Here is a 23680-nt window from a genome sequence, read left to right as displayed (position 1 = left end):
AAAAAGAGGTCGATTCGTTATGATGCGAAAATTAACAAAGAAAGATCATGAACAAGTATTCGCTTACCTAAAAGAAGAAGCAGCCCTTAACTTGTTTATTATTGGAGATATTGAAGCTTTCGGTTATGACACAGATTTTCAAGAACTATGGGGCGTATTTAAAGAGAATGGAACATTAAAATCAATTCTACTCCGATTCCACGATTCATTTATACCCTATAGTAAAGAAGAATTTATTACCACTGATTATGAGGCACTTCTTTCCACATATAAGCCGCTTAAACTCTCTGGTAAGTCAACTATTGTAGAAAATTTTGAAACTGCTCCAAGTCTACAATTAGGCGTCAAAAATGAAATGTATTTTTGTGAATGTCTAAATGACAACAACTTACCTAGCACACCAATTCATGAAACAATTAAACTTGCCTCACTAGATGATGTAGAGCGAATTATGCAATTGCGAGGTAACATTGCTGAATTTCCAGTTGTTAATGAATCAGAGAAAATATTAAGACAAGCTCTCAAAACAAATACAGGACGCACATATTATATTGAAAAAGACGGTGCTATCATCGCATCCGCCTCTACTTCCGCTGAAAATTCATTATCCGCTATGGTAGTTGGTGTATGTACACACCCGAATTATCGCGGAAATGGTTACGCTTCACTCATATTACAAAAAATGATCCAAGACTTTACGAAAGAAGGCCGAACACTTTGTTTATTTTATAACAATCCAGCTGCTGGACGAATTTATAAACGACTAGGATTTAAAGACATTGGAATGTGGACGATGTATCGATAATAAGGGGACTCTATAAGCGGAAATAGTTGTAACCTAGCAGTAAAAGCAGATTATACAAAAACTTTACACCGTTATTATGAAAATGGAAAAACTACTTGCGGAGCAATACTCTAACTAAAACATGTTATGTATTCAAACTAAATTCAGACAGATTAACGGCCCCAATTATTGCATTTACTCCAGTAATCGGGGCGTTTATCCTCAAATTCTTTCCACTATATTTATGAAACATTTATTCCACTTATATCGCTATTATCATTACGTGCAAATGCTCTCCTTAATATTACTGCTTCTTATTATACTGTGCTTTAAAATCAATATATTCCTGTTTCGCATCCTGATTATTACCTTGGTGACTATCAAAAGATGTATGTATTTGTGATATATATTCTACTAACTTACCTTCATCATTTCGCTTCTTATAATTTATTACAATACTTACCTCCAATATCTGCTTTGAACCATTTTTAGAATCAATATGCAATGCGATTGATCCACCACCATATTCATCATATTGTATTTTCAACTTATCATTAATGATACTCTGAAACTCTAATTCAGTTAGTTTATATCCCACAGTACTAGGCTGATCAAACTTTTTTATATCACCTCCTGGCTTCATCTTTAGTTTCCCTATCCCTTTTAAACGATCTACAATTAAGTTCACGTATGAAACATCCAGACTTGAATCCGTACTTTGTACCTGTCCATTCTCATAACTAATATTTGTACTATAATTAACTTCTTCTTTATAATTTTTATTATCTACTTCCGAGGTAATTTCTTGTATTGTATTTCCATATAAACTTTTATCTTTCGTATTATATATGCCTTTCGAAGTTTGATAGATTGTTTTACTGTGCTCTCCATCTTCCTTTTGCTCATATGTACTATATATACCTCTTTGTTTCACATACGCATATCCATCATCACTAGCGGACATTACCTTTTTCATGTCACCTTCATCCAAAGCTTTGACAAATGGCTCATACTCTATCTTCGTCTCCCCAAAACCACATCCACTTAATAAACTTGATACTATTAACAGAACTATCATCATCCTAGCTTTCTTCTTTAACTTCATACTGACACCCCGTTGATTTCTCTAGGCATTTTTAGGTTCATTACATTCCCATTTTGATAGTAATATAGTTCACCTTTACTTACCGGTATTTATTAACTCATACAGATTATGTTGAAGATACTTTAATTTTTAATAGCATCGATTTTTATACAATCCTTAATTGTTTATATATTCCGTTCGAATTTTCAGAAAGCAAGACTTATTTTATTTCTTTGGCTTGCTTTTTTTCCTTTTCTTCATAAAGCTTTAGTCTTTTCTGACGTTCCCTTTCGTGTTCCTCCCATGAAATATAAAATGATGGAAATTTAAATCTACAATAGGCTAATAATTGGAACTCTGCTGCGCCTACGGCTACAGAATATAGTATAAGGGTCAATACGGCATACCAACCTATTTGCCCCATCGTATAATCATTATTAATATAAATTAAGATTAAGAGAGTTACTACATATAGTATAGAGGCAATCATTAATAAATCTTTTGTCTTACTAAAAAATGAAACTGAATTTTCCCACTTACTAAATGCGCCTTTGCTAGCTTGCTTAAAGGTATTAATCGTTGTAAAAATATGAATAATAAAAGCTCCTAACAATAATAAGGCTACATAAGTCAATGTAATACGATTATTTGAATAACCAAAAATACTCGAAACAACTACTGTTACAAATCCTATAGTCGCAAGTTGAAGTGCATATAACAATATAACTATAGCTTGTAACTTTTGAAATTTAAAACGGGCTTTGGGAAATAAATATACAATAAGAAAAATGATTTGTAAGCTATACAAACATAACTCTATTTTAATAATTGTTTCATCTAGTAAACTAGGATATACAGACCAACCAAATTTCACTAAACCATAAATTACACCTAACATTATTAATGAGGTATATATGATTGAACCTAATATAAAACCTATAGCAGCCTCAGGACTTAAACGATTTCTACATATTATTTTAAATGCATCTAAATCTTTTTCTTTTATGTTCCACATATAATGACACCACCTTTTCTAAAAACATGTATTAACTCTATTTTTGTAGACAAACTGAGAGTTAATACATGTTTTTGGTATTTCATATTAAACTAGCTTTTTTACTTTTTCTAATAAACATAAAATACAACAGTAACATTGATATTAACCCTATCCTACCGCCCAATCCCCCTCCATATTCTTCTAGATATATGCAAAGAAATATACTACCAATAAAAAATATTATTCCAAAGATAACAATCCACTTCCCCAGAAACTGTGCTACTTTATATAGAATTAAAAGATAAACATGATCCCGACAATAATAGGTACTATTACACTTTCAAATAAACCTTTTTCTGTTTTTACAGTTTTGGGATCTTTATTCAAGATATTACATCCCTCCCTTTACTAGTTAACTTATGAATAATGCATTTATTCTATATAAGTTTACGATTATCATTTACAACTTTCATTTCAGTTTTTGTTTCGCTTTTGTTCTTTCTCTCTTATTCTTTTTCTATTTGCTATAAATTCGTGGCGTTCCTTTTCATGTTGTTCCCACGTAATATTAAATGCTGGAAATTTAAAGCGACAATACACTAATAGGACGAATTCTGCTGATACTACAGCAAATGTATATAATATTATTGTTTGTACAACATAAATTGCCATTTGGCTAAATGTATAATTAAGATTTAAAAAAATTAATATAAGTAGAACCATTACACCAATTGTCATTCCAATCGATAAATATAATTTTGCGTTAGTAAAAAATGAGACGGCTGGTCCTTCCGATTTATATCCTCCATGTTTTGCCTTTTTAAAAACATCAATTGTAGTTACAATGTGAGTACAAAGCGCCCCTAACATTATTAAACCAATATAAACTAACGTTTCATTATTACTTGGAAAATCAAACATTCCTTCAACCATCATAACGATAAATGGTAATGTTGCTAATTGAAAAGAATAAAATAAAGTCACGATGGCTTGGAGTTTCTGTAATTTAAAAGCAACCTTTGAAGACATGAAAATTATTAAAAAAATCAACTCCAAAATGTATAACTTTACCTCAGATCGTACCAAAAATGTTTCAAATGGTGTTAAAGAAATCTTATCACCGTTCAGCAAAACACCTAAAAACATGATGAGCATTGGTATAGAAGTATATGCAAAAACTCCCCCATAAAAAATTCTTATATAATCCGGACTTAATCGATTTCTATTTTCAATTTCAAAAAGACCCATATCTTCTTCTCTTATATTCCACATTCAGTTTTTCACCTTCTATACAGTTTAAATAATTTTCATTCACTAAAATCCCATTACATTCCTAATTTTTCAAGTACATTCATCTTTGTTTAACTAAATTTAGATAATCTTTTATGTATATCATCACTACATTAATTACCGTACATAATCAGAATGCTTTTGATAGTTCAAATAGCCTTCTTTCTCCTCAAAAGCTCTAAATATTCTTCTCTCTTTCACTTAAGCATATTCCTCATACTCTATTTTTGTTTCCCCCGAAACTGCACTCACTTAGTAAAAACGTTACTGTTATCACAATTGTATCGAGATAATATAGCTTTAATTTTATCTTCAGAAAGGTGATAACCTCCCATCAACAATATGCTAGGAGGTTATTACAGTTATTTAAAATTTGTTTTTTATTTTAATGGATTCGATTTTTGCAAATAATAATGTTATTTAATTTGAGCAGCGAATATTAAAAACATACTGCTTAATAACTCGTAATTAAGTCTTCCCCCTCATATCTAGGGTCTTTCTCAACTTTACCATCTTTTGTTTTGATGACTTTTAGTCTACCTAACCACTCTGCTCCGTTATATGTCTCTTCACTTACCCATACATTATGCTTTTTACCATCTACCTCAACTACTAATGTGGGGTGTGTAAACATGAATTCCTTCTCTACATGCCTACCTACAATTTCTGCATTTAATGATGTACCTTCTTCAACTAATTTACTATTTTGATACCCTTCGATAATAGGTAATCCAATAAATACAAAAAATATCAGTCCAAATACGATTACTTTCTTCTTTGTACTCCATTTATTCTTTTCTTTCAATTCTTTCTGTCTCGCTTCTCTTTCTTCGCGTTCATCCAAACTCTCATTTAAAGCATCTTCCCATGCCTTAATTTCCGCTTCGATTTCTGCTTCAGCTCTTGCTAGTTTTTGTAATTGTTCATCGGTTGCTACCATCTCATATGAGTTATCTCCAACCAAACGAATTTCAGTACCATTTTCTTTTACTTTTCGCAAGTCTTTTTCTGTACAATTAAACTCTCGAATGATTTCCCCTTGTGTGTTTACCAATCTAACGTAAATGTTTTTTTCTCCTTCTTCTTAAACATCTGCACTCCCCCTTATTTGTTTCCTATCATAGATAACCCTATTGCAATTAAGAGAAAGAAAACGATAATAAGGAAAGTCTTCCCTTTGCTTACTTGTGTTGTAGAACCTTCCAAGACAGCCCATATAAAAATTGGGAATTCACATAATCTTGCTTCGCTTTCCTCTTTAACTTCATACTGTCACCAGTTACTCTAGGCATTTTTAGTTTCATTACGTTCCCTTATTGTTTCTATCATAAATCCTAAAGCATCCTCAGGACTCCAACGATGTTTACATATCATCTAGAATTTATCTGAATCTTCTTTTACATTCCGCATTCAAGTGTCCCACCTTTAACTACATTCATTTAAATCATGTAGATTAAATATAAAAACCTTCTCATTTTAATGAAAAGAGAAGGTTTTCTTGCTGTTATACATTCATGCCATATTCAAAACTTTCCCTCTTGAAATAACGTATTATAGTTAATCTTTTTAATTTTATTTTCACTATTAATTTAGGCATTTTTACTTTTCTTAAAAAACACCACATATGCAAATAATGACGAGATTAAGAGAAATACACCTGCCCCTATACCCTCATATATTTTAAAATAAACAGCAGCAATTATCACAAATATTGACATTATTATTATTAGAATCATTGTATATTTCACTATAAATTCTAACGCTTTATAGATAGATACTATTGTCCTTTCAAAAAAACTTTTCTCTGTTTCCGAAATATTCCGATTTTTATCCAAAATAACACCTTTCCCTCTTTCCAAATTGACTTTCGAATAAATTTTCCCTTTCAAAATAAGAACAAAGCGAACTGCAGAACGTAACTACTCCCCATACAGATTGACCCAACTGAAAAATCTCATGTCGAACTATTCAATCAATTGCATATAGATTTTAGAATAAAAAAACCTCCTCATTCTAACGAGAAGAGAAGGTTTTATTTATGTTATTTCCCCAAACCCTATTCAAAACTATCTCTTTTATGATATTTCATGATGTTTCCATATGTTAAAAGTCACAAGCTTAAAATATTATTCTTCATTAAATACAGCAATCTTCACTTCAACATACTGTAAAGACTCATCACCGCTAAACACATGATAAATTGGCGAGGCTAAATTCAGGTTATTATCCTCCATATACTGAAGCATTTCACCATATACCTGCTCTGTTAATTTTTCATAATCTCCCGTATATCGTTTCATGAGCATCTCATCAACATAATAATAGCTCCTAAATTGAAGTGTTTCTGATGTTGGAATTTTATCTTCATTTACTGGCATGAATAATTCAACGTACATATTTTCATCAGATGGTATATTTTTCAAAGCATAAAACATCGGACCTTTTACTGTTAAATTCGCTGTTGCAATTTCTGACATAAAATGTTCAATTGCTTCTTCCATATCTTCGTAATGAAAATAGTACTCTTTCGAAACAACATTTGTATATGCAATACTTTGTCCTTCAATTATCATTTTATTGTTTCACCTACTTCTATAATAGGAGCATAAATATCTAGCCACATGTCACCGTATACGTCTAAACATACGTGATAAAAACCGTTATCTAATTTAATATGATGCTGTTCTGCAAACTCATGTATTAAATTATAAGCCTCCTCAATATCACCATCTTCATCAGTAAATCGAACACTTAATGCCTCTTCAATAATTAATCCATCAACGTATTCATATGCAGAATTCTCTCCTAATTTAACACGCTCATTTACTGGAACAGAATACGTATATTCACCGTACTCTGGTTCATTTTCCAATGGCTGATATTTAAAAAGAACGGGACCTACTGCATATATTCCATTATGAACAACTTGATTTCTCAGTGCGATAGCAGGTAATAACCAATCTTCTTTTTTTACAATTTGAGTAATACTAATTAAATTTAAAAGTGATAATGCTTTATATTGAATTTTCATAATAACTACTCCTTTTACTATACTTTCTCTTGGCTATATTTTTTATGTTTCTTCAAATGTCACTTACGCTCTCCTTCATATTCCTTCCACATTATAGTAAATGACGAACATTTAAATCTACTATACTCATTTCCTTTACGCCTTACGTTTTGATTTACCTTTTTTATTTTTCTTTTGATATCTTGGAGACTCTCTTTTATGTTGCTCCCACGATATGTTAAATGAAGGGAATTTAAATCTGCAATACGCTAATAGCTGAAATTCAGCTGCACCGATGGCTATCGTATACATTAAAACAGTACCTACCACATACATAACTAAAAAATCAATCGTATAATCATGTTGAAAACACAACAAAATAAGAAGTATTAATACGTATATTGTAGCTCCCTTTATCACATTTCCTTTTGTTTTAGTAAAAAACGAACTGGACCTTTCATCGCTACTAAACGCTCCTTCACTTGCCTGTTTAAATGTATCAATCGTTGACACAATATGAACAATAACTGCCCCTAAAAATAATAGCCCTGTATATATCCTACCATTTGAATTATCAGCCATTTCAGAAACAATCGAAACTGCAAATAATATTGTTCCGAGTTGAAACGCATAAAGTAATATGACTAGTGTTTGTAATTTTTGAAGTTTAAAACACGCTTTCGGAAATAGAAATATAATTAAAAATATAATTTGAATACTAAATAACACAATTTCGGTCTTAACAATTGTTCTATCAAAAAAATTGTTATAGTAATCCAAACCTCCTACAAGAATAACAAACATAAATATCGAAATATAAAATATTGTTCCAAGCATAAATCCCACAGCACTTTCAGGGCTTAAACGTTGTCTACATGTCATTCTAAATTTATCTAATTCTTCCTCTTTTATATTCCACATCATCCTATATGCACCTCTCGTGTAGTCTAATTACCAAAATACAGTTTTAAGTTTTTCTGTTACCTTTCCAGTTACATTTTTAATTCCTTTTTTAGTAATATCAATGATATTGTCCTTACCACCAAGTGCTTTCCATTTGTAATTCAGTCCCGCCGTAGCAACCACTGCAACACCAGCCCCAACCACAGTACCAAGCGGCGGAAGGAAAAACGATCCTGCTACAGCACCAGCTGCCATCGCTCCAGCATTTGCTCCAATATCTACAGCTGAATCTGTTGCTATATCTACTACATCTTTTAACTGCCAACCATCTTTTCTATCATCTACACCTTGCTTAGCGTCTACAACATTACCTCCAACTGACACAACCGCTCCAAAAATACCTGCTCCTTTCAATATCCCCCCTGCTTTACCCAGGCCTTTAAACGATTCTTTCCATTTCATAGGGTTAATATCCTTTAAGCCGTCTGCCCAAGCGGCTTTAAATGAACTCAGTCCTTTTTTCCCAATCGCGGTAGGCAATCCTTGGTTCACCCGATCCATCCGAAAATCTGCGTAATTTTGAAACTCTGGTAATTTATAAATATTTCTGCGTGCCTTTTTTATTTGTTCCTTTGTTGTTTTCAAACCCTCGAATTTAAATTCTAATTTATCCTTTAAATATTTGAATAAAACGTCATCTTTATTATCCATTTTAAGTATTCTTTCTGCTAAAACCATATCTTCTTTCTTAAGAGTCGATAATGTATATGCCCCTTTACCTTTTCGGCCTTTAGGATCAAAAAGGACTTCCAAACCCAATTTCTTTGTAACATAATGCATACGTATGTAGGCATTTAAAGTAGCCTTAGCTCCCTTGTTCCCAATATCAAACTTAGTCATGCCATCTGCCAATCCCTTAATGATATTTCCAATTGATGTGTCAGCTAATAACTTCCCTATTGAAGCGATAGACAAATTCCCATTATTCACTTTTATTTGTTTCATTCCCTCATCTATCTTACGCATTAATTCATCAAACTCTTGCAGGTCACTTTGCTTACTATTATAAGTCTCTAATTTTTCTAATGTATCACTGATTTCTTTTTGGCTTTTTACAGCGCCTTCAGTGATGCTTGATGATGATGGATACTGAATTGCGACGATGTCACTAATCGTACCTACTGTTTTTTTCGCCTCTTCATTAGAGTGGCTAAATCCCTCACTATATCCATTAACTTTTTTCTTTACATCATCCAAATAACTTCCATGAATTTTTGCATCTGCATCACTGTCAACCTCATTGTTAAACTCCTCTATTGCTTTTTGAAATTGACTTTTTAACATTTCCGTTGTAACTGTAAATCCAGTGATAACAGCTCCATGAACTGTAGATAAATGATTCTTAATAGTATCAGCAGCTTTCCCTTGAAAAGAGTTAATTTGTGTAAAGTCCTCTATTTTTTGCTGCAATGTTTCCAAATGTTGATTTAACTCTTCAGCACTTGAATTAAACCGCTCTTGCAGTTCTTTTACTTCTTGTAACTCTATGATTTTGCTCATATTTTCCCCCTCCTATCCCTTTACATAGCACGGTGAGCTGAACTGTCTTTCAAATCTTTTCCAAGCTTTTCATCTTGCTGAACCATTTCTTGTCCTGTTTGCTGAATTCTACTAATATCCTTTTGTAGTATTTGTTCATATTGCTGCACTTTTTTTGATAACTTTTCAATCGCTTCACAATATTTTTTCAGTTTACTTAAATTCGTACGATGTAACTGCATACCATTAAATTTAGTCTTACCTAAATCACTAGCACCACTTTTCAAATCACTTACTTTCGCATCAAATACCCCTTTATTTAATTTAATTTCCCCCATTTATCATTTCCCCGCCTTCTGTACTTCTACTTGAATACTAGCGTCAACCATTGAAACACTTCTACTTAAAGAAAGAATACTAGACTCACATGTAGCGATTTCTCTTTCAAGCCGCCGTATAGCTTGATCAATGTCTTCTTGCACTCTCCCTAGTTCTCCGATAAACTTCCCTAAATTCGAAATGACTTGTTGTTCATACGTTTCTTTAAAAGTAGTTGCTCTTTGCCCTTTCCAACTACTCTCGTTTATTTCTAAAGACTTAAACTGCTCTTGATTTTGTTTAATTGCTTCAAGATTATTTACAAATTTCCCCTTAGCAGTTATTAGCCTTCGTAGTTTCATTTGTAATTCAGCCAATTGCCCTTGTTGATGACTTATACTACTTAATAAACCAGATTTTTGACTATTTAATTCCTCTATCCCCATGCAAATCCCCCCTTAAATAGTTGGCACTTTAATTCTAGTAGCAAAACGATTTTCAACAAAATACCCTTCAAATGGGTTTAACTTTGTACTACTTAAATCTTTATTAGATACATCGAAGACCATTTGGCCTGATGATTTTCTAAGTAAAATAACATGAGATTGCGTTTTTATTGTTTTTGAAACTAAGTCGTATCGGCTGTCAATTGAATCGACATCACAGCCAATTATGAAGTGGATGCCCATAAATGCACCATTTGTTATTAATTCCGCTAAACTATATATATCGCTTTCTTCTAAATTACTTAAAATATCATTTACATCTGCAATTACGATTACAATCGGCTTAAATTTCTTAATAAATTCTGCCGGGTTCACTGTTTCACTTGATGCTTCCTGCTCCTCTTTAAACGCCGCTTCTCTCGATTTATAAGCGTTTGTAACTTGTTTAATCGTTTTCTCAATTCCTGTTTTTTCAGCTACATATAAAGCAGCGCTCTCTCTATAGTTTGAGAAATTTCGTGTTCTTGTATCAATTAAACCTAGGTCAAAGTGTCCACTGTCTGCTAACTGTTGAAGGAATTGATGAACTACATTTTCAACTTCATCTTTCTTAATTCCCCCTACAACAATATTAGACGCTTCCGTTAAATCTAATTCGAGAGGCGTAACGTTTTCTGTCTCTACACCAAATGTTAGTTTGCCTGCTTCAATAATTTTTCTTGTTTCTGGCCATGCAATAAATTCCTTGTATTCCAGAACTTCAGGTACCATAGGAATTGCTTTCGGTCTTTCTCCATCCCAGAAGGAATCCATCTCTTTTCCTTCAGCTTGTATATTTTCAATTCGAGTAAGGACATCTTCTCCATTTGTCGGTAAAGCTGTTTGGAAGATTGTTGGTTCGTCAATTTTAACTAAACCACGGCCTGCTAATTCTTCAATTTTTAACTCTGTTCTTCCTACAATAGCTCTAGATTCTGCCTCATCTATCATATATATAGCAATTTGTAGTTTAATATTTGTATTTACTTGTACTCTCAATGCATTTTGACGTGTAGCCGTAAGCATTAAATGAATTCCTACCGCTGCCCCTTCACGTACAATTTGTGCAACAATGCGTTCAAAGTCTTCGACAAATCCAGCTTCTCTAACAGCATCATAGTTATCTAACGTAATTAATATTGTTGGTAATACTTCTTTACTAGCTCTCTCATACATTTCAAGACTCGCAACGCCATATTTACTTAGCAATTGCTTTCTATCTTTTAATAGGTCTTCTATGCGACGAAGAAATTTCTCGCATTTTTCAACTTGATCTAATGTAATGAGGTCTGCCACATGCGGTAATGATTTTAATGGCATTAAACCGTTCGTTCCGAAGTCTAATAAATACACATGCAAATGCTCCGGACTATGCTGACGAGCTACATCCATAATGACTGATTGTAAGAATGTTGATTTTCCGTAGCCTGGACTTGAGAAGACCGCTACGTGTCCGTCTTTACTAATATCTAGTGTTAATGGTGTTTGTGATTGTAATTCAGGCTGATCTAGTAGACCAACTGTTGCTTGTAATGGTTTCTTTTCTTTCGTCCATGCTTCTTTGAACTGAATAGCATGAAAGTCTTGTAAATATACGCTTTCTGGAAGTGGTGGTAACCACGGTCTTGCTAACGCTTCAATTTCATTTATTTCTGCGTAATCGTGAATGTAGTCAATAACAGCATCCAGTTCAGATGGTACGCTTATTACTTCTTTACTGCTACCAAGGCCACTTAAATCTTCACTTAATATTTCATATTGTCCTAGATCATTTATTGCATAGATTGTTGCGTCTAAATGTTCTTTATCCTCTTTGTTTTCTACATAGTCTGCTCCGCTCCAGGCTGATTGGAATAGTTCATAAATTTCATTATTCCCAACTTGTAAGTAAGCACGTCCTGGTAATGTAATTTCAGCAGCATCTGGTGTTTTTAAAATTTCATTACTATCTGACGTATTTTGAACTTTTAATGCTAATTTGAATTTCGAGTTACTCCAAATTTGATCATCTACAACACCACTCGGTTTTTGCGTAGCTAATATTAAATGGATTCCGAGCGAACGACCGATACGCGCTGTTGAAACTAACTCTTTCATAAATTCTGGTTGTTCTGACTTCAGTTCCGCGAATTCATCACTAATTAAAAATAGATGCGGCATCGGCTCACTTACTAAGCCTTCTTTATACAGTTTTTGATACTGATTAATATGGTTTACATCATTTTCACCAAATAATCGTTGTCTTTTCTGTAATTCAGCTTTAATTGATGCGAGCGCTCTCATACTTTGTGCTCCATCTAAGTTCGTAATTGTTCCTAATAAATGCGGTAAGTTTTTGAATAAATTCGCCATTCCGCCGCCTTTATAGTCAATTAGTAAAAAGGCTACTTCGTACGGGTGGAAATTGACTGCTAGAGATAAAATATACGATTGTATAATTTCCGATTTACCTGAACCTGTTGTACCTGCTATTAATCCGTGTGGTCCGTGTGCTTTTTCGTGTAAGTTTAAGTTTACGATATCTTCTTTACCACGTAATCCAAGTGGTACAGCTAAAGATTTATGCGCTGCATTTTTCTCCCAACGACTTGTGATATTCAGTTCTTTTACTTTTTCAACGCCGTACATTTCTAAAAATGTTACGCTTTCTGGAATACTATTTTTTAAGTTTTGCAAATGATTTAATGGTGCTAATGCCCGTGAAATATCTTCTAAATTGAATCCTTTTGGCACATGATTTAGTTTAAATTGACGGTTAACAAGTTCTCCTTGCTCTAAGATGATGTTCCCTTGTTTTGCATCTCTTATATCTATTACCGTTTTCACATGCTCCGGTAAACTTTGCATAACATCTTGTACAAATACAAGTGATACACCTAATTGACTCGGATCATCATTAAAGAATTCCATAACAACATGGTCTAATATTAGTTTTTCATCTGTAATGAGAACGACATAGTGCGGTGCAAAGTACATTTTTTCATTAGTAGAACTTTTTTCATCTAGTTTTAATTTTCGTTCTTTCAATATTTGATACAAACTATTTAACACTTGATCACGGCTACGATCATGGTATACAAATCCACGTACATTTATATCGCGAACACTTCCATGAGGTAACCAGCGCATCCAATCCCATTTTTCTTTTTCTTCTTCCGGAAAAATAGTAATAAACTGCAAGTCATAATAACTATGGAATAAAGCCGTTTGTGCAACTAATAATTGTAATTGCTCTAACACTAAAGAGCGTTGACCAATATAACCGACTGGTCCATTCATTAAATCTGTTACAACTGGTACATCTTCCAACGATAGATAACGCTGTCTTAGTTCACGTGCTATATCAATTAATTCATCTTTCGTTTGACTAAATTCTTCTTCATTAAATTGAATTTCAAAACTCGTATTAGCTTGTCCTGTTCCAACGCTAAATGTTAAGAAATCATGATGTAACATTGTTTTTTCATAAATTCGAGGATTTACTTGAACTGCCATATTACGTATTACTTCTACATTTGGATTGTGATAATGTAATGCGTGACGCTGTTTTTCACTTTCTGCATGTAAATCTTTCGTTTTTTGTTTTATATACTCTCTATAGCTTTTATCTCGTTCAACAATATCGACTTTATATTGCTTTAAATTTTTTATATACGATGTGACAGAAACAATGATTGTTACTAATGTCATCGCAATCGATGCGATAATAAACATTCCATATTTCATGAAAATAGCAAGTAATACGGTTACGACAATCATGACAAGTGAAGGTGCAATGATTCTTGCTAAATGCTCCGTTGGTTTTGATGGCATACTTGAAGGCTTTGCAATTGTCATTTTCTCTTCTGGTTCACGGTAAATAATACGTGGTGAACGATGATAGTCTGGATAACCACTTTGATAATTCGTTTCTGATTCTACTAAAATAGGTAACGCAGATTTCACTTTATCTTCTGAAGAAAGTACTTGAATGTCTTCACTACCAATCTCCAATAAAATACCATCAAAATATAATACGTCTCCTGATTCCAACATAACGCTATCTTTTAACTTCGTATAATTATGAAATACATCCCCGCCATACACGTTCACTTTAAAAGAATCGTACAACGTTTCGCGAGATAGCATTAAATCTACACTAGTCCCGGTAATAGAAATATCATCGTAATCGTTTTGACTCACTGTAAGAGAATGTTTCGTTCCAATATCAAACACTTTAGTTGTGCCAACAATAGATATAAAGATTTTCAAGCTCACATCTCTTGTTTTCCCAATCTCAATTTCCTTATTGAATTCTATTAATTGATCCTGTACCATCCAAGCATTTACTTCATTATTCCACTTTAACTCTACTTCTTGTTCTAAACTTGGATTCGTAATATCATTTGTCCACTCTTTTCCAATCGACACTATTGATTGCTCATTTGGATGTAATGTGCACTTATATATTTTGTCTCCATAAGTCAATACTAATAGTTGCTCCATCCGTGTTCACTGCTCCTTTTCAACTGTCTCATCAAGTGCTTACTCTTTTTTCTCCGTGTCCGACAAATTTTTATCGCTTGATGAATTGCCATATTTCTTTTTATATTCATCTAATTGTTGCTCATATGTTTTTAACTTTTGATCACGTTCTTCCCCTGATAAATCTGGATTATTTTTCAGTGATTCAATTTGTTTAACAAGGCCGTACATAATAAGCTGAGGATCATCAAGTGTCTTAGCTAAATCTAATGATTTATCAAAATTACCTTTTCCGTTATACATCCAATACAGCAAATACTTTTCATCACTTTTCAAACTAATGTTTTTCATAATCGATTTCTTTTGAACTTCACCTAGTTTTTCAGCTGTAATGTATGCAAATGCTAACTCATATTTAGATGCAATCGGTAATGATTCAAACTCCTCTTCATTCAATTGCGTAATGACTTTGTCATAATCAGTTGCTATGAAACTTGCATTTGCTTCTAACAATTTATTTTGATAAGGAAATTTTATAAAAGTGAAATATATTAAAGGAGCAGCTAAAATAACTGTCGCCGCTATGAAGGAAAAAGCTAAGTATTTAAATGATTTATAGCTTTTTTTAGGTACTAACTGCATATTTTTTTCTGTTTTTGTTTGTTCCTTCTCAAAGCTGTCATCAAGAAACTGCAGTAATGCATCTAAGCTTTCCATTTGAGCAACGGTCTGTTCAAATGTTGTTTCTTTTGCATCTTTTAGTAACCCAGCATACAAATCATCAAAGTTATGTTTTTGGGAGAATAAAGCAATAATTAGACACTTATATTGTGTTAAAAATTGCTCTTCTAATAATGGGGTTGGCGGAACAATATCTCGAATTCCTCTATGTATAATACTTGGTATTAAATTAGCATTAAAAACTATATTGTCTGGATGTAAAAAGAACGTGATTCGTTTATTTAAATATTTACGAAACTGCGCAACATTCCGAAGTAGTCTTAATTTCTCATTTCTTCCAAAACGGCTAAGATCGTCCCACTTATATAATTTTTTATCTACTTGATATAGAAACGTAAACATATCATCCGTTTCTTCTATTGTTAATGGTACAAATTCAGATGATTCGCCCGTAATTATATCGAATTGACGGAAGTCTTTTATACGTGTTTGAGATTTGGTCATCTCCAATTTCCAATTTTCTTTTTCTATTTGAAATTGATAGTTCATTGCATCAATTTGAATTATTTTTTCCGTCATGTTTATCCTCTTCTCCTTTTCTTTATAACCCGTAATAACTTATTTTCAAATAACTAAAAGTAAAAAATATTCTTTATAAAACTTGCAAAATATCTCCATCTGTTATTTGGTGATCAATTAAACGATCATTATCTGTTAAAACAATTGACTTATTTTTCACTTTAATTACAAAATGTGAACCTTCATGATTATCAATCTTTAGCGTATCTAATAAGTTTTTTAATAAATATTTAATAGATTGATGATTCGGAATACGCAAATCATATGTATTTCCATTCCATTTACTAAAATCTACTGTCACATTGATATGTGTTTGTATTGCCATCACTTTACCTCCAACTTTTACGAAGAACCGTATAAATACCGATGCAAATAAGTAGAATGCCGCCGCCAAATAATAATATTATTGTTATACTAATTGGCTCTTCATTCATTGTTTCATTACTCGCTACTTCATCTGCACTTTTTCTGACAATGTATTCACTGCTAAACAAACTATTTTTCGTATCTTTAACACTATTATTCTCTTTTGGTTTTGTAAAAAGAGAATCTCGCAAAGCTTCCATATCTTTTTGTTCTTTCTTTTTCTTTTTCTCAATTTCTTCTTCTATATCTTTGTTAAATAACTCAATCGATGCTTTATCTAATTCTGTTTCCTTATGTTCCTTTTTATTTTTTTCTTGGTCGCTTTCTTCAAGTCGATCCACTTTAAACTTAATCTTCCCATCATCACCAAGATAACTGTCAGCCGCGCTCCTTATCGGTAGCGCGACAAACAGTAAAAGGATAGAGAGAAATGATAACTTAGCCACTATGCTCCATTGTTTGATCATTTACTTCTTTTTCCTCCCATTTCTTATGCCATACAAATAGATTACTAACCAATCCAATAATGGCAATTACAAACAATACGACAAAAATAACTTTCCCAGTATCTTTACCACTAATAAAATCATTTAGAAAACTTTCTATATACTGAAGCGGTGAGAATTGACGTATCTTTCCGACAGAGGACATTTGATCTACTTTACTTCCAACTGCCTCAGTTAAAAATAGGTACATGCTTAAAAATACTAATAGTATAAACATACCTACCATTTTTATTTGTCGTAATAAGTAGGTTGAGACCAATACAAACGCCATCATAATAAATGTGATGAACGCAATCCATAGTAAACTTTGATCCTGACCGAACTTTAAAAGACGCCCAGAAATGATACCTATACTAATCCCTTCCACAATTGATATACCGAAAGCTACTACTGTAGTTGGTACATTCATATCAATTAATGAGAATTTCTCTTCAAAATGATCTGATTGCATTCGTTTCTTTTCTTGATTCGCAATTGCGTATGCTGTAAATAATGCAACAATGAAACAAGTTAATACAATTAAGTAAGGTGTAAAAGCATTACCTGCTACAATTACTCCATCATTTTGCTTTTGAACTGGACTAGCTAAAAAGTCATATAGCATTTCATTTTGACGATCTCCAATACGGCTATTCGCTAAAATTTTCGTAAAGTTTTTGGAGAATGATTTATCATCTTCCATTTTCTTCGTAAAGTCGTTTAATAATAAATCAGCTTTTGAAACAATTGTCGTTCCGCTGTCTTGAATTTCTTTTGCTTGTCCATTGATTTGATCAAATGTTTTATATACATCGTCTGAAGTTGCTAAACTATGTTTCGAACTTTCGACCAATGACTGACTTTGCATCATTAATGATTTAATACCAGAATCTAACGATAAAACAGCTGTTTGCTCACCAGCATGATTTGTTGTTAATACTTGCTGCTCTTCAACTAGTTTTAAGCTATTCTCACGCCATTTCGCTAAACCTTTTAAATACTCTCCTAAATTTTCATTCATACTAGTTGCTTGTTGCGTCGTTCCATTTAATTTCTCCGCTAGTAGCATAGAATTTTGATCCGCACTAGTAATAGATTGTTGATAAGAGTTTATTTTTTGTTTTAAACCTGACATATCTTGCTTTATTTCTGTAGTAATACTTGATGAAACAAGATTTGAAATTAAATCAATTAAGCTTTGTTTATTTAATACGTAGTACAAAGATTGGTCCGTCGCAATTGCATCTAAACTTCCCTCTTCTAACTTAGGACCTACATCTTTCGTTCTTAAATCAATCCCATAATACATTTCGTAAAGGCTCATTAAACCTTGATAACTTTCGACTGTATCTACTGCTTCTTTTATTAATAAACTAGATATATTTTTTGTTAATACTTCTGCTTTTTGATGTACAACTTGATTCGTTGTACTTTCAATAGTTTTTGAATTGCTACCGTTATCTGTCCCAGTGTCTGGCTTCTCTCCTGTGTCAGGTTTTCCTCCCGTGTCTGGATTTCCTCCTGTATCAGGTTTTCCTCCTGTGTCTGGATTCCCTCCCGTATCAGGTTTTCCTCCTGCATCAGGATTTACACTGTCACCATTATTACTCTGTTCTGTTTTTTGAATAATAGGCGTTTTAGCATTGTGTACTAACGGCATTATGCCATACTGTGATTTATGAACCACATTTTCCACCTTGCTATTTTCAGTTTGTGTTCCTTTATCCTCTTTATTAGGTTCTTCTTTTTCAGGACTAGTTTCTTTTTTATGAGTCCCGCTCAATTCCCACTGCCATGTTACAGGAGAGAAAACATCTATATTGATGTTTGGATCTTTTAACTTCACATCCAAGCTAATCTTTATATCCCCTTCATTACGAGGAGCTATTGTAATTTCTCCTGCTTCGCTTTGAAGAAAGTCACTTGTACGATCCACATCATCAATATGTAAGAATCCTGTACTTCCATCTAGTTTAAATTCTTCTGGAATCTTTATCTTCAAAATTTGCGGAGATTCCATTTTAATTACTTTCGCAGTATCACTAAATGTAATTCCCTCTGTATAAAGTCTATCCTTTACTTCTTTAATTGCGTTTCCTAAAGATATTTTATTTACAGGATCATAATAAAAATTATTTTCTTTATTATATTTTTGTGTAAATTGAATTACATTTTGCAGTTGTAATTTCGTTGTATCTGGCAAATCACTTTGACCGATTTCTTCCATGTTTAAACTAGGTAATTTCGCAATTAAATTCTCGATTTGTTTCTTTATTCGAGCATCTGGTTGTTTCATTAATGTATTTATGAAGATTTCTTGCTTTCCATCATTCGACATTGATTGCTTTAACTTCTTAATTACCGTCTCTTGAATATCACTTTCTAACTTCCCTGCAAGTTCTGTATCATATTCAGACACTTGTTTTTTTACATCTGCTAAATATTTTTGAATCGCTGCAGCATCAGTTAAAATATTCGGTTCTTTCTCTGAAAACGTAAATTGATTTGAAATAATTTTATTAGCGGATTCCAATGCACTTAATTGCTTTAAAGCATCGCCTGTATTCATATCATTCATATATTGATTGAATTGATTTGTGAAATTATTCGCTAACAAATTGTTATCAGTTTGCATTTTTTGAAAGTTATTAAAACCATCTAAGTACGTACTGTTTGATTTATTCCCTTCATCTAACGCTTGACCGAAACCTTTTAAAACATCCTGAAATCCTTTGAAACTATTAACAGAAACACCTGTATAATCTTGTACTGTTTTAAATTGATTTGTGTAATTTGCTAACGGACTATGTATATCTTTTTTATACATAGTTGTTTGAACGTTTCCTTTTTCAATTATTTTACCTATATTATCTTGTGCACCTTGTAGCTTACCGATAATACTCGCAAAATAAACGTCGATTATTTGCTTATTGAAATCTTCTAAAATAACAGAAGCTGTATTTTCTGCCTCAGCTTTCAAATCCTTATTCCCAGTTGCATTTACTTTGTAGTTTAAAGTTAATTTCTCCGGAATCTCTGAATCAATCGCAACTGCTTTCCTAGAAAAATCATTTGGAATAACAATCATCATATTGTAATTATTATTTTTCAATCCATTTTCTGCTACCCCGCGACTAACTACGTACCATTCTTGTTTCGTATTTTTATTTACATTTTTAACAAATTGATCTCCAAACGCTATTTTATTGCCCTCAAATACAGTGCCCTGATCTTCATTTACCAACGCAACTGTCATTTTTGGTGTAGTATTCTCATTAGCTTTCTTAACATTTTGATTTAATGCTAAATAGGAGACCCCTGTTGATAGTACAAGAGCTAAAATAATAAACAACAAGATGCTCCATTTGAAATTTTTCACTACTTATCACTCCTGCGACTGCGAGTCTATCTAATGAAAGACTTCGTATCTTACTCTAGTTTTAAAGTAATTTAGCCATACAACGTATGGTTGCATGGCTAAATTATATATTTCTTTTTATCTGTCTTATTGTAGACCGAAATTACGAGAAAGATCTTCGTCATGTCTAGCAACAGCTTCTGCAGTTTTATTAAGCTGCATATTGATTTCTTGTAATAGCTGTGCGAAGTTTTGTACTTTTGGCTTTAATTGATTGAACTGTTGGTCAAAACCTTCGAAAGCACGACCTTCCCATTCTCCTCTTAATTCATTTTGTAAGTTTTGTAGTTGACGTAAAATGTCCTCAATTTGATTTGCACCTTGTCCATATCGAGTCGCTTTCGATTTAAGCTCCTCTGGTGACATACGAATTTGTCCTGCCATTATTAAATCCCCCTTAAAATTAAAAAATAGTAAAATTAACCAATAATCAATTCTACAAATTGATTATATCAATAATTTAAAAATTTCTAAACAAAAAAATGATATTTTTCCAAAATTTATCTTTTACTATAATAACGATATATTGTATAATACTAATTTATCTGTTTTTAAGCATACTCTATAAATCTACTAAAAAATAAAGGAAAACCATCTATTTTATATATTTATAAGGACTTATTCACTTTAAATTTCAGCGATAAAGTAGCCACTAAATCATTATTTTCTCCCATTGAGACTATAATACTCACTTCAAAGTCATAATTACCTGCCTTTCAACAAACCCAAACTCTTCGTACATCTCTTTTGCAAAATTCCCAGCAAATACATTCAACCGAATTTCTGAATACTTCTCCTTTAATTCCTTAATACCAGCTTCCATCAGTTCTCGCGATAATCCTCTCCCGCGATATTCTGGGAAAACGTACAATTCATATATAAATCCAAGTTTTTCACGAGAAAAATAGTCTGTATTTTCCCCTATTAATATCCATCCCATTACTTTATTTTCTTCTTTAATAATTAAATAGTATGCTCCTTTTTCTACAATCGGCTTTGTAATCTCAATTGCTTTCTCGGTACTTAATTGACAATTCCCTCTCGTCCCTTCAAAAAGCGATTGAGCCGCATATTTTAATATTTCATTGGTCTCTTCTTGATTCGCCTTAATTATCATTTTTCACAACTCCCCTTGAATAATAGGCATTACTATCGCTTGTTCAAGATTCTCCGCTTCCATAACAATTGCCGTTAATCCGTGTTCTGTACTTGTTTCATGGAGCTCTCCCTTTTCCCAAAACACAGCTTGTCCCGCCTCTATCTTTATCTTTTCTTTATTTACTCCACATACATATCCTGTCCCGTCCACAATAAGAAGCAGTTGAGATACAACTGCTTCTTGATAAAGTGAAACTTTAATCAGTGGGGGTTTTATTCATCCCCCACTGATTATTAGTTGAACCAATCGGGCTTTTACGGGCATTTAATCCCCCACCTAGCTTGTTTGCTTTCGCTGAATTTTGAGGCAGGGTTCTTACTGCCCGTTAATGCGGGATAACCGATGATTCCATTCTCGTGTAAATGCATAGCACCGATATGTATATTTCCTTGATGGTTTAATATTTTTGACATGATGAAATTAGATTGAAATACTGATAGGTGTTTTCCTACTTTTTCACTAAAATCAAAAATTTTTATTACTAGTCCTCCTTATACGTATAAAACCATCCTTACTGTCTGCATCATATGTCCTTCAAAGTCTTCTTCAAATTGCTCTAATTCCGCAAAACCTTTCGCTTCATAAAAGCGTTTTCCTTTTTCATTTGCTGCTTCTACATGTATGTACAATTTCCGTATCCCATTTAATGCTTTAATTCCTTTTTGTAATAAAGCACTTCCGATCCCTTTTCCTTGCTGATCTGGTAACAAATAAATCGCACCTAATTCCGCTTCATTTTGTAGTCTAACAGGTGAAAAGTTCGCAAACCCTATTACTTCTCCTTCTTCTTCCGCAACGAATAAATGCGTATTTTTAAGACGATATTTCATTTTTTCATCAGAATATGCCTCGTCTAAAAAACTGTCTTGAATTTCTCTTGGAATAATGCCTTCATATGTATCATGCCAAGCTATTTTTGCTACTGATTGTACAGCATGAATATCTTCTTGCTTCATTTCTCTAATTATATATGTCATCTCGATGTCTCCATTCTCTTTAAATTATATTCTGCTAATATACTAGAAGAAATGGCAGAACCATTTTCATAATTCACCTTAATTAATTTTAATTTCTCAATTGAAGCTGTTACAAAATCAAATTTCTCATAAATATATTTCATTACACTTAAAAACTGCTTTGTCTGTAATCTATTTGCAATTGTACAATGCGGTACCCATTTTCCCGGTACGTAATATGAATTTGGGTTGTCATGAAAAGTTTTAAAATAATCATGATAAGAATGATGAAGTTTTAACAATTCATTGGTAACAGTCGGCGCTAGAAAGACCGTTCCATTAGTAGGAAAAATTCCAACAGAAGGAAAAGTTACTACATCCATATTTTCTTGAATAGCTATAAACTCCTCTAGTTTCTCCGTATACAAATGAACATCTAACTCATTATAATCAGCTAACGTAATATGAGGTTCTACTCCAGCTAGTTGATTTGTTCCGATTACATTTGTTAATTCATTTTGCAGTTCTGTAATTTTATGAGTAAACACACGATCAAATGTAGCAATAATAGCGTACAATCTTTCTCACCCCTTCGTTACACATAGCGCTTCCCATTCTTCACGAATCATGCCCATTCGAATAGAATCATAGTATGTTCCGTTATAATAACGACACTTTCGCATTCTACCTTCTAAGCTCATTCCTATTTTCTCCGCTACTTTCATCATTCGTTCATTACCAGACCAAGTCGTGAGCCCTACTCTACCAATTTCCATCTTTTCAAATAATAAATCTCGATATAACGTTAACGCTTCTGTACCGTAGCCACCATTCCAGTAAGTTGGATTATAAATAACAATTCCCATCTCCAACCAACGCGTCGGTTTATGCTCCCAATAAAATCCGACCGTCCCTATAATTTGACCGTTATTTTCTATAATTAAATTTGACAGTGGTTCTTCTTGCAAACGAGTTTGCATCTTCTCTTTATAGGAAGAGTATTCTTGCATTGAGAACGGGAAATATGGCGCATCCCATTTCTTCCATTCTGGGCTTTCTTCTTTAAATATGATATTCCATAATGTTTTTATATCCGATTCTTCTATTGTACGAATTGTAACTTTCTTCCCCTTTAATACAACGTTTTGCATAATTCCCTCCT

At 32.8% G+C, this 23680-nt stretch carries 22 protein-coding genes and 2 pseudogenes; 1 reads left to right on the top strand and 23 read right to left on the bottom strand.

The genetic code is table 11. From position 1 onward, the window contains the following. Positions 1–19 precede the first annotated feature (19 nt). The gene (locus MR136_RS13735; protein WP_153582322.1) at positions 20–805 is read left to right on the top strand and encodes a GNAT family N-acetyltransferase; all 786 of its coding nucleotides are present in this window, start codon (positions 20–22) and stop codon (positions 803–805) included. A 283-nt stretch (positions 806–1088) separates the two neighbouring features. Here MR136_RS13735 and MR136_RS13730 read toward each other — a convergent pair whose 3' ends face one another. The 23 genes and pseudogenes from MR136_RS13730 to MR136_RS13625 all read right to left on the bottom strand — a co-directional run bounded on the left by MR136_RS13730 (position 1089) and on the right by MR136_RS13625 (position 23669). Then, a complete protein-coding gene (locus MR136_RS13730) occupies positions 1089–1889 on the bottom strand; it encodes a DUF3952 domain-containing protein (protein ID WP_370658442.1) in 801 nt (266 codons plus the stop codon). A 199-nt stretch (positions 1890–2088) separates the two neighbouring features. Next, positions 2089–2883: a hypothetical protein gene (locus tag MR136_RS13725; RefSeq protein WP_242259478.1), complete on the bottom strand. Its 795-nt coding sequence runs from the start codon at positions 2881–2883 to the stop codon at positions 2089–2091. 82 nt (positions 2884–2965) lie between these two features. Further along, positions 2966–3252: pseudogene (locus MR136_RS28585) on the bottom strand (hypothetical protein). Between the two features lie 87 nt (positions 3253–3339). Continuing rightward, a complete protein-coding gene (locus MR136_RS13720) occupies positions 3340–4137 on the bottom strand; it encodes a hypothetical protein (protein WP_242259477.1) in 798 nt (265 codons plus the stop codon). Between the two features lie 472 nt (positions 4138–4609). Then, complete coding sequence (locus MR136_RS13715) at positions 4610–5155, bottom strand: hypothetical protein (protein WP_242259476.1); 546 nt, start codon at positions 5153–5155, stop codon at positions 4610–4612. Between the two features lie 589 nt (positions 5156–5744). After that, on the bottom strand, positions 5745–5990 hold the full coding sequence (locus tag MR136_RS28580; RefSeq protein WP_025921923.1) for a hypothetical protein: 246 nt from the start codon (positions 5988–5990) through the stop codon (positions 5745–5747). A 291-nt stretch (positions 5991–6281) separates the two neighbouring features. Continuing rightward, the gene (locus tag MR136_RS13710) at positions 6282–6728 is read right to left on the bottom strand and encodes a DUF5085 family protein (protein ID WP_000582718.1); all 447 of its coding nucleotides are present in this window, start codon (positions 6726–6728) and stop codon (positions 6282–6284) included. Beyond that, positions 6725–7186 (bottom strand): DUF5085 family protein, encoded by a 462-nt coding sequence (locus MR136_RS13705; RefSeq protein WP_000701784.1) that lies wholly within the window; start codon positions 7184–7186, stop codon positions 6725–6727. Before MR136_RS13705 ends, MR136_RS13710 begins: the two co-directional genes overlap by 4 nt. A gap of 135 nt (positions 7187–7321) precedes the next feature. Next, positions 7322–8086 (bottom strand): hypothetical protein, encoded by a 765-nt coding sequence (locus MR136_RS13700; RefSeq protein WP_025921922.1) that lies wholly within the window; start codon positions 8084–8086, stop codon positions 7322–7324. Between the two features lie 30 nt (positions 8087–8116). Then, positions 8117–9628, bottom strand: coding sequence for a T7SS effector LXG polymorphic toxin (locus MR136_RS13695; RefSeq protein WP_000034620.1), 1512 nt, complete (start codon positions 9626–9628; stop codon positions 8117–8119). Between the two features lie 20 nt (positions 9629–9648). Then, on the bottom strand, positions 9649–9945 hold the full coding sequence (locus tag MR136_RS13690) for a TIGR04197 family type VII secretion effector (protein ID WP_000503886.1): 297 nt from the start codon (positions 9943–9945) through the stop codon (positions 9649–9651). A gap of 3 nt (positions 9946–9948) precedes the next feature. Next, positions 9949–10371: a YwqH-like family protein gene (locus MR136_RS13685; RefSeq protein ID WP_000510565.1), complete on the bottom strand. Its 423-nt coding sequence runs from the start codon at positions 10369–10371 to the stop codon at positions 9949–9951. 12 nt (positions 10372–10383) lie between these two features. Further along, positions 10384–14895, bottom strand: a complete 4512-nt coding sequence (gene essC, locus MR136_RS13680; RefSeq protein ID WP_242259475.1) for a type VII secretion protein EssC — start codon at positions 14893–14895, stop codon at positions 10384–10386. Positions 14896–14934: 39 nt separating this feature from the next. After that, positions 14935–16134 (bottom strand): type VII secretion protein EssB, encoded by a 1200-nt coding sequence (gene essB, locus MR136_RS13675; protein ID WP_242259474.1) that lies wholly within the window; start codon positions 16132–16134, stop codon positions 14935–14937. 73 nt (positions 16135–16207) lie between these two features. Then, on the bottom strand, positions 16208–16459 hold the full coding sequence (locus tag MR136_RS13670) for an EsaB/YukD family protein (protein ID WP_001007571.1): 252 nt from the start codon (positions 16457–16459) through the stop codon (positions 16208–16210). A 4-nt stretch (positions 16460–16463) separates the two neighbouring features. Continuing rightward, complete coding sequence (gene essA / locus MR136_RS13665; RefSeq protein WP_000595655.1) at positions 16464–16967, bottom strand: type VII secretion protein EssA; 504 nt, start codon at positions 16965–16967, stop codon at positions 16464–16466. Continuing rightward, positions 16939–20364: a type VII secretion protein EsaA gene (gene esaA / locus MR136_RS13660; protein ID WP_242259473.1), complete on the bottom strand. Its 3426-nt coding sequence runs from the start codon at positions 20362–20364 to the stop codon at positions 16939–16941. Before esaA ends, essA begins: the two co-directional genes overlap by 29 nt. Positions 20365–20490: 126 nt before the next feature. Further along, positions 20491–20787, bottom strand: a complete 297-nt coding sequence (locus MR136_RS13655) for a WXG100 family type VII secretion target (protein ID WP_000918601.1) — start codon at positions 20785–20787, stop codon at positions 20491–20493. Positions 20788–21091: 304 nt separating this feature from the next. Further along, complete coding sequence (locus MR136_RS13650) at positions 21092–21520, bottom strand: GNAT family N-acetyltransferase (protein WP_000584253.1); 429 nt, start codon at positions 21518–21520, stop codon at positions 21092–21094. A 3-nt stretch (positions 21521–21523) separates the two neighbouring features. Continuing rightward, positions 21524–22041: pseudogene (locus tag MR136_RS28575) on the bottom strand (cupin). A gap of 12 nt (positions 22042–22053) precedes the next feature. Next, positions 22054–22539 (bottom strand): GNAT family N-acetyltransferase, encoded by a 486-nt coding sequence (locus tag MR136_RS13635; RefSeq protein ID WP_000221048.1) that lies wholly within the window; start codon positions 22537–22539, stop codon positions 22054–22056. Next, positions 22536–23096: a 2'-5' RNA ligase family protein gene (locus MR136_RS13630; protein WP_119683226.1), complete on the bottom strand. Its 561-nt coding sequence runs from the start codon at positions 23094–23096 to the stop codon at positions 22536–22538. The genes MR136_RS13635 and MR136_RS13630 overlap by 4 nt, the downstream gene beginning before the upstream one ends. A gap of 6 nt (positions 23097–23102) precedes the next feature. Continuing rightward, a complete protein-coding gene (locus MR136_RS13625; protein WP_001181857.1) occupies positions 23103–23669 on the bottom strand; it encodes a GNAT family N-acetyltransferase in 567 nt (188 codons plus the stop codon). Positions 23670–23680 lie beyond the last annotated feature (11 nt).

It is taken from the genome of Bacillus cereus group sp. BfR-BA-01311, from assembly GCF_022664295.1.
In the GTDB taxonomy this organism is placed as follows: domain Bacteria; phylum Bacillota; class Bacilli; order Bacillales; family Bacillaceae_G; genus Bacillus_A; species Bacillus_A cereus.
The sequence above is the reverse complement of the archived record's forward strand: the minus strand, read 5'-3'. Positions and strand labels throughout refer to the sequence as shown.

Coding starts and splice junctions, on each gene's coding strand:
- MR136_RS13735 (WP_153582322.1), top strand. CDS start 20: ATGATGCGAAAATTAACAAAGAAAGATCATGAACAAGTATTCGCTTAC.
- MR136_RS13730 (WP_370658442.1), bottom strand. CDS start 1,889: ATGAAGTTAAAGAAGAAAGCTAGGATGATGATAGTTCTGTTAATAGTA.
- MR136_RS13725 (WP_242259478.1), bottom strand. CDS start 2,883: ATGTGGAACATAAAAGAAAAAGATTTAGATGCATTTAAAATAATATGT.
- MR136_RS13720 (WP_242259477.1), bottom strand. CDS start 4,137: ATGTGGAATATAAGAGAAGAAGATATGGGTCTTTTTGAAATTGAAAAT.
- MR136_RS13710 (WP_000582718.1), bottom strand. CDS start 6,728: ATGATAATTGAAGGACAAAGTATTGCATATACAAATGTTGTTTCGAAA.
- MR136_RS13705 (WP_000701784.1), bottom strand. CDS start 7,186: ATGAAAATTCAATATAAAGCATTATCACTTTTAAATTTAATTAGTATT.
- MR136_RS13700 (WP_025921922.1), bottom strand. CDS start 8,086: ATGTGGAATATAAAAGAGGAAGAATTAGATAAATTTAGAATGACATGT.
- MR136_RS13695 (WP_000034620.1), bottom strand. CDS start 9,628: ATGAGCAAAATCATAGAGTTACAAGAAGTAAAAGAACTGCAAGAGCGG.
- MR136_RS13690 (WP_000503886.1), bottom strand. CDS start 9,945: ATGGGGGAAATTAAATTAAATAAAGGGGTATTTGATGCGAAAGTAAGT.
- MR136_RS13685 (WP_000510565.1), bottom strand. CDS start 10,371: ATGGGGATAGAGGAATTAAATAGTCAAAAATCTGGTTTATTAAGTAGT.
- essC (WP_242259475.1), bottom strand. CDS start 14,895: ATGGAGCAACTATTAGTATTGACTTATGGAGACAAAATATATAAGTGC.
- essB (WP_242259474.1), bottom strand. CDS start 16,134: ATGACGGAAAAAATAATTCAAATTGATGCAATGAACTATCAATTTCAA.
- MR136_RS13670 (WP_001007571.1), bottom strand. CDS start 16,459: ATGGCAATACAAACACATATCAATGTGACAGTAGATTTTAGTAAATGG.
- essA (WP_000595655.1), bottom strand. CDS start 16,967: ATGATCAAACAATGGAGCATAGTGGCTAAGTTATCATTTCTCTCTATC.
- MR136_RS13655 (WP_000918601.1), bottom strand. CDS start 20,787: ATGGCAGGACAAATTCGTATGTCACCAGAGGAGCTTAAATCGAAAGCG.
- MR136_RS13650 (WP_000584253.1), bottom strand. CDS start 21,520: ATGATAATTAAGGCGAATCAAGAAGAGACCAATGAAATATTAAAATAT.
- MR136_RS13635 (WP_000221048.1), bottom strand. CDS start 22,539: ATGACATATATAATTAGAGAAATGAAGCAAGAAGATATTCATGCTGTA.
- MR136_RS13625 (WP_001181857.1), bottom strand. CDS start 23,669: ATGCAAAACGTTGTATTAAAGGGGAAGAAAGTTACAATTCGTACAATA.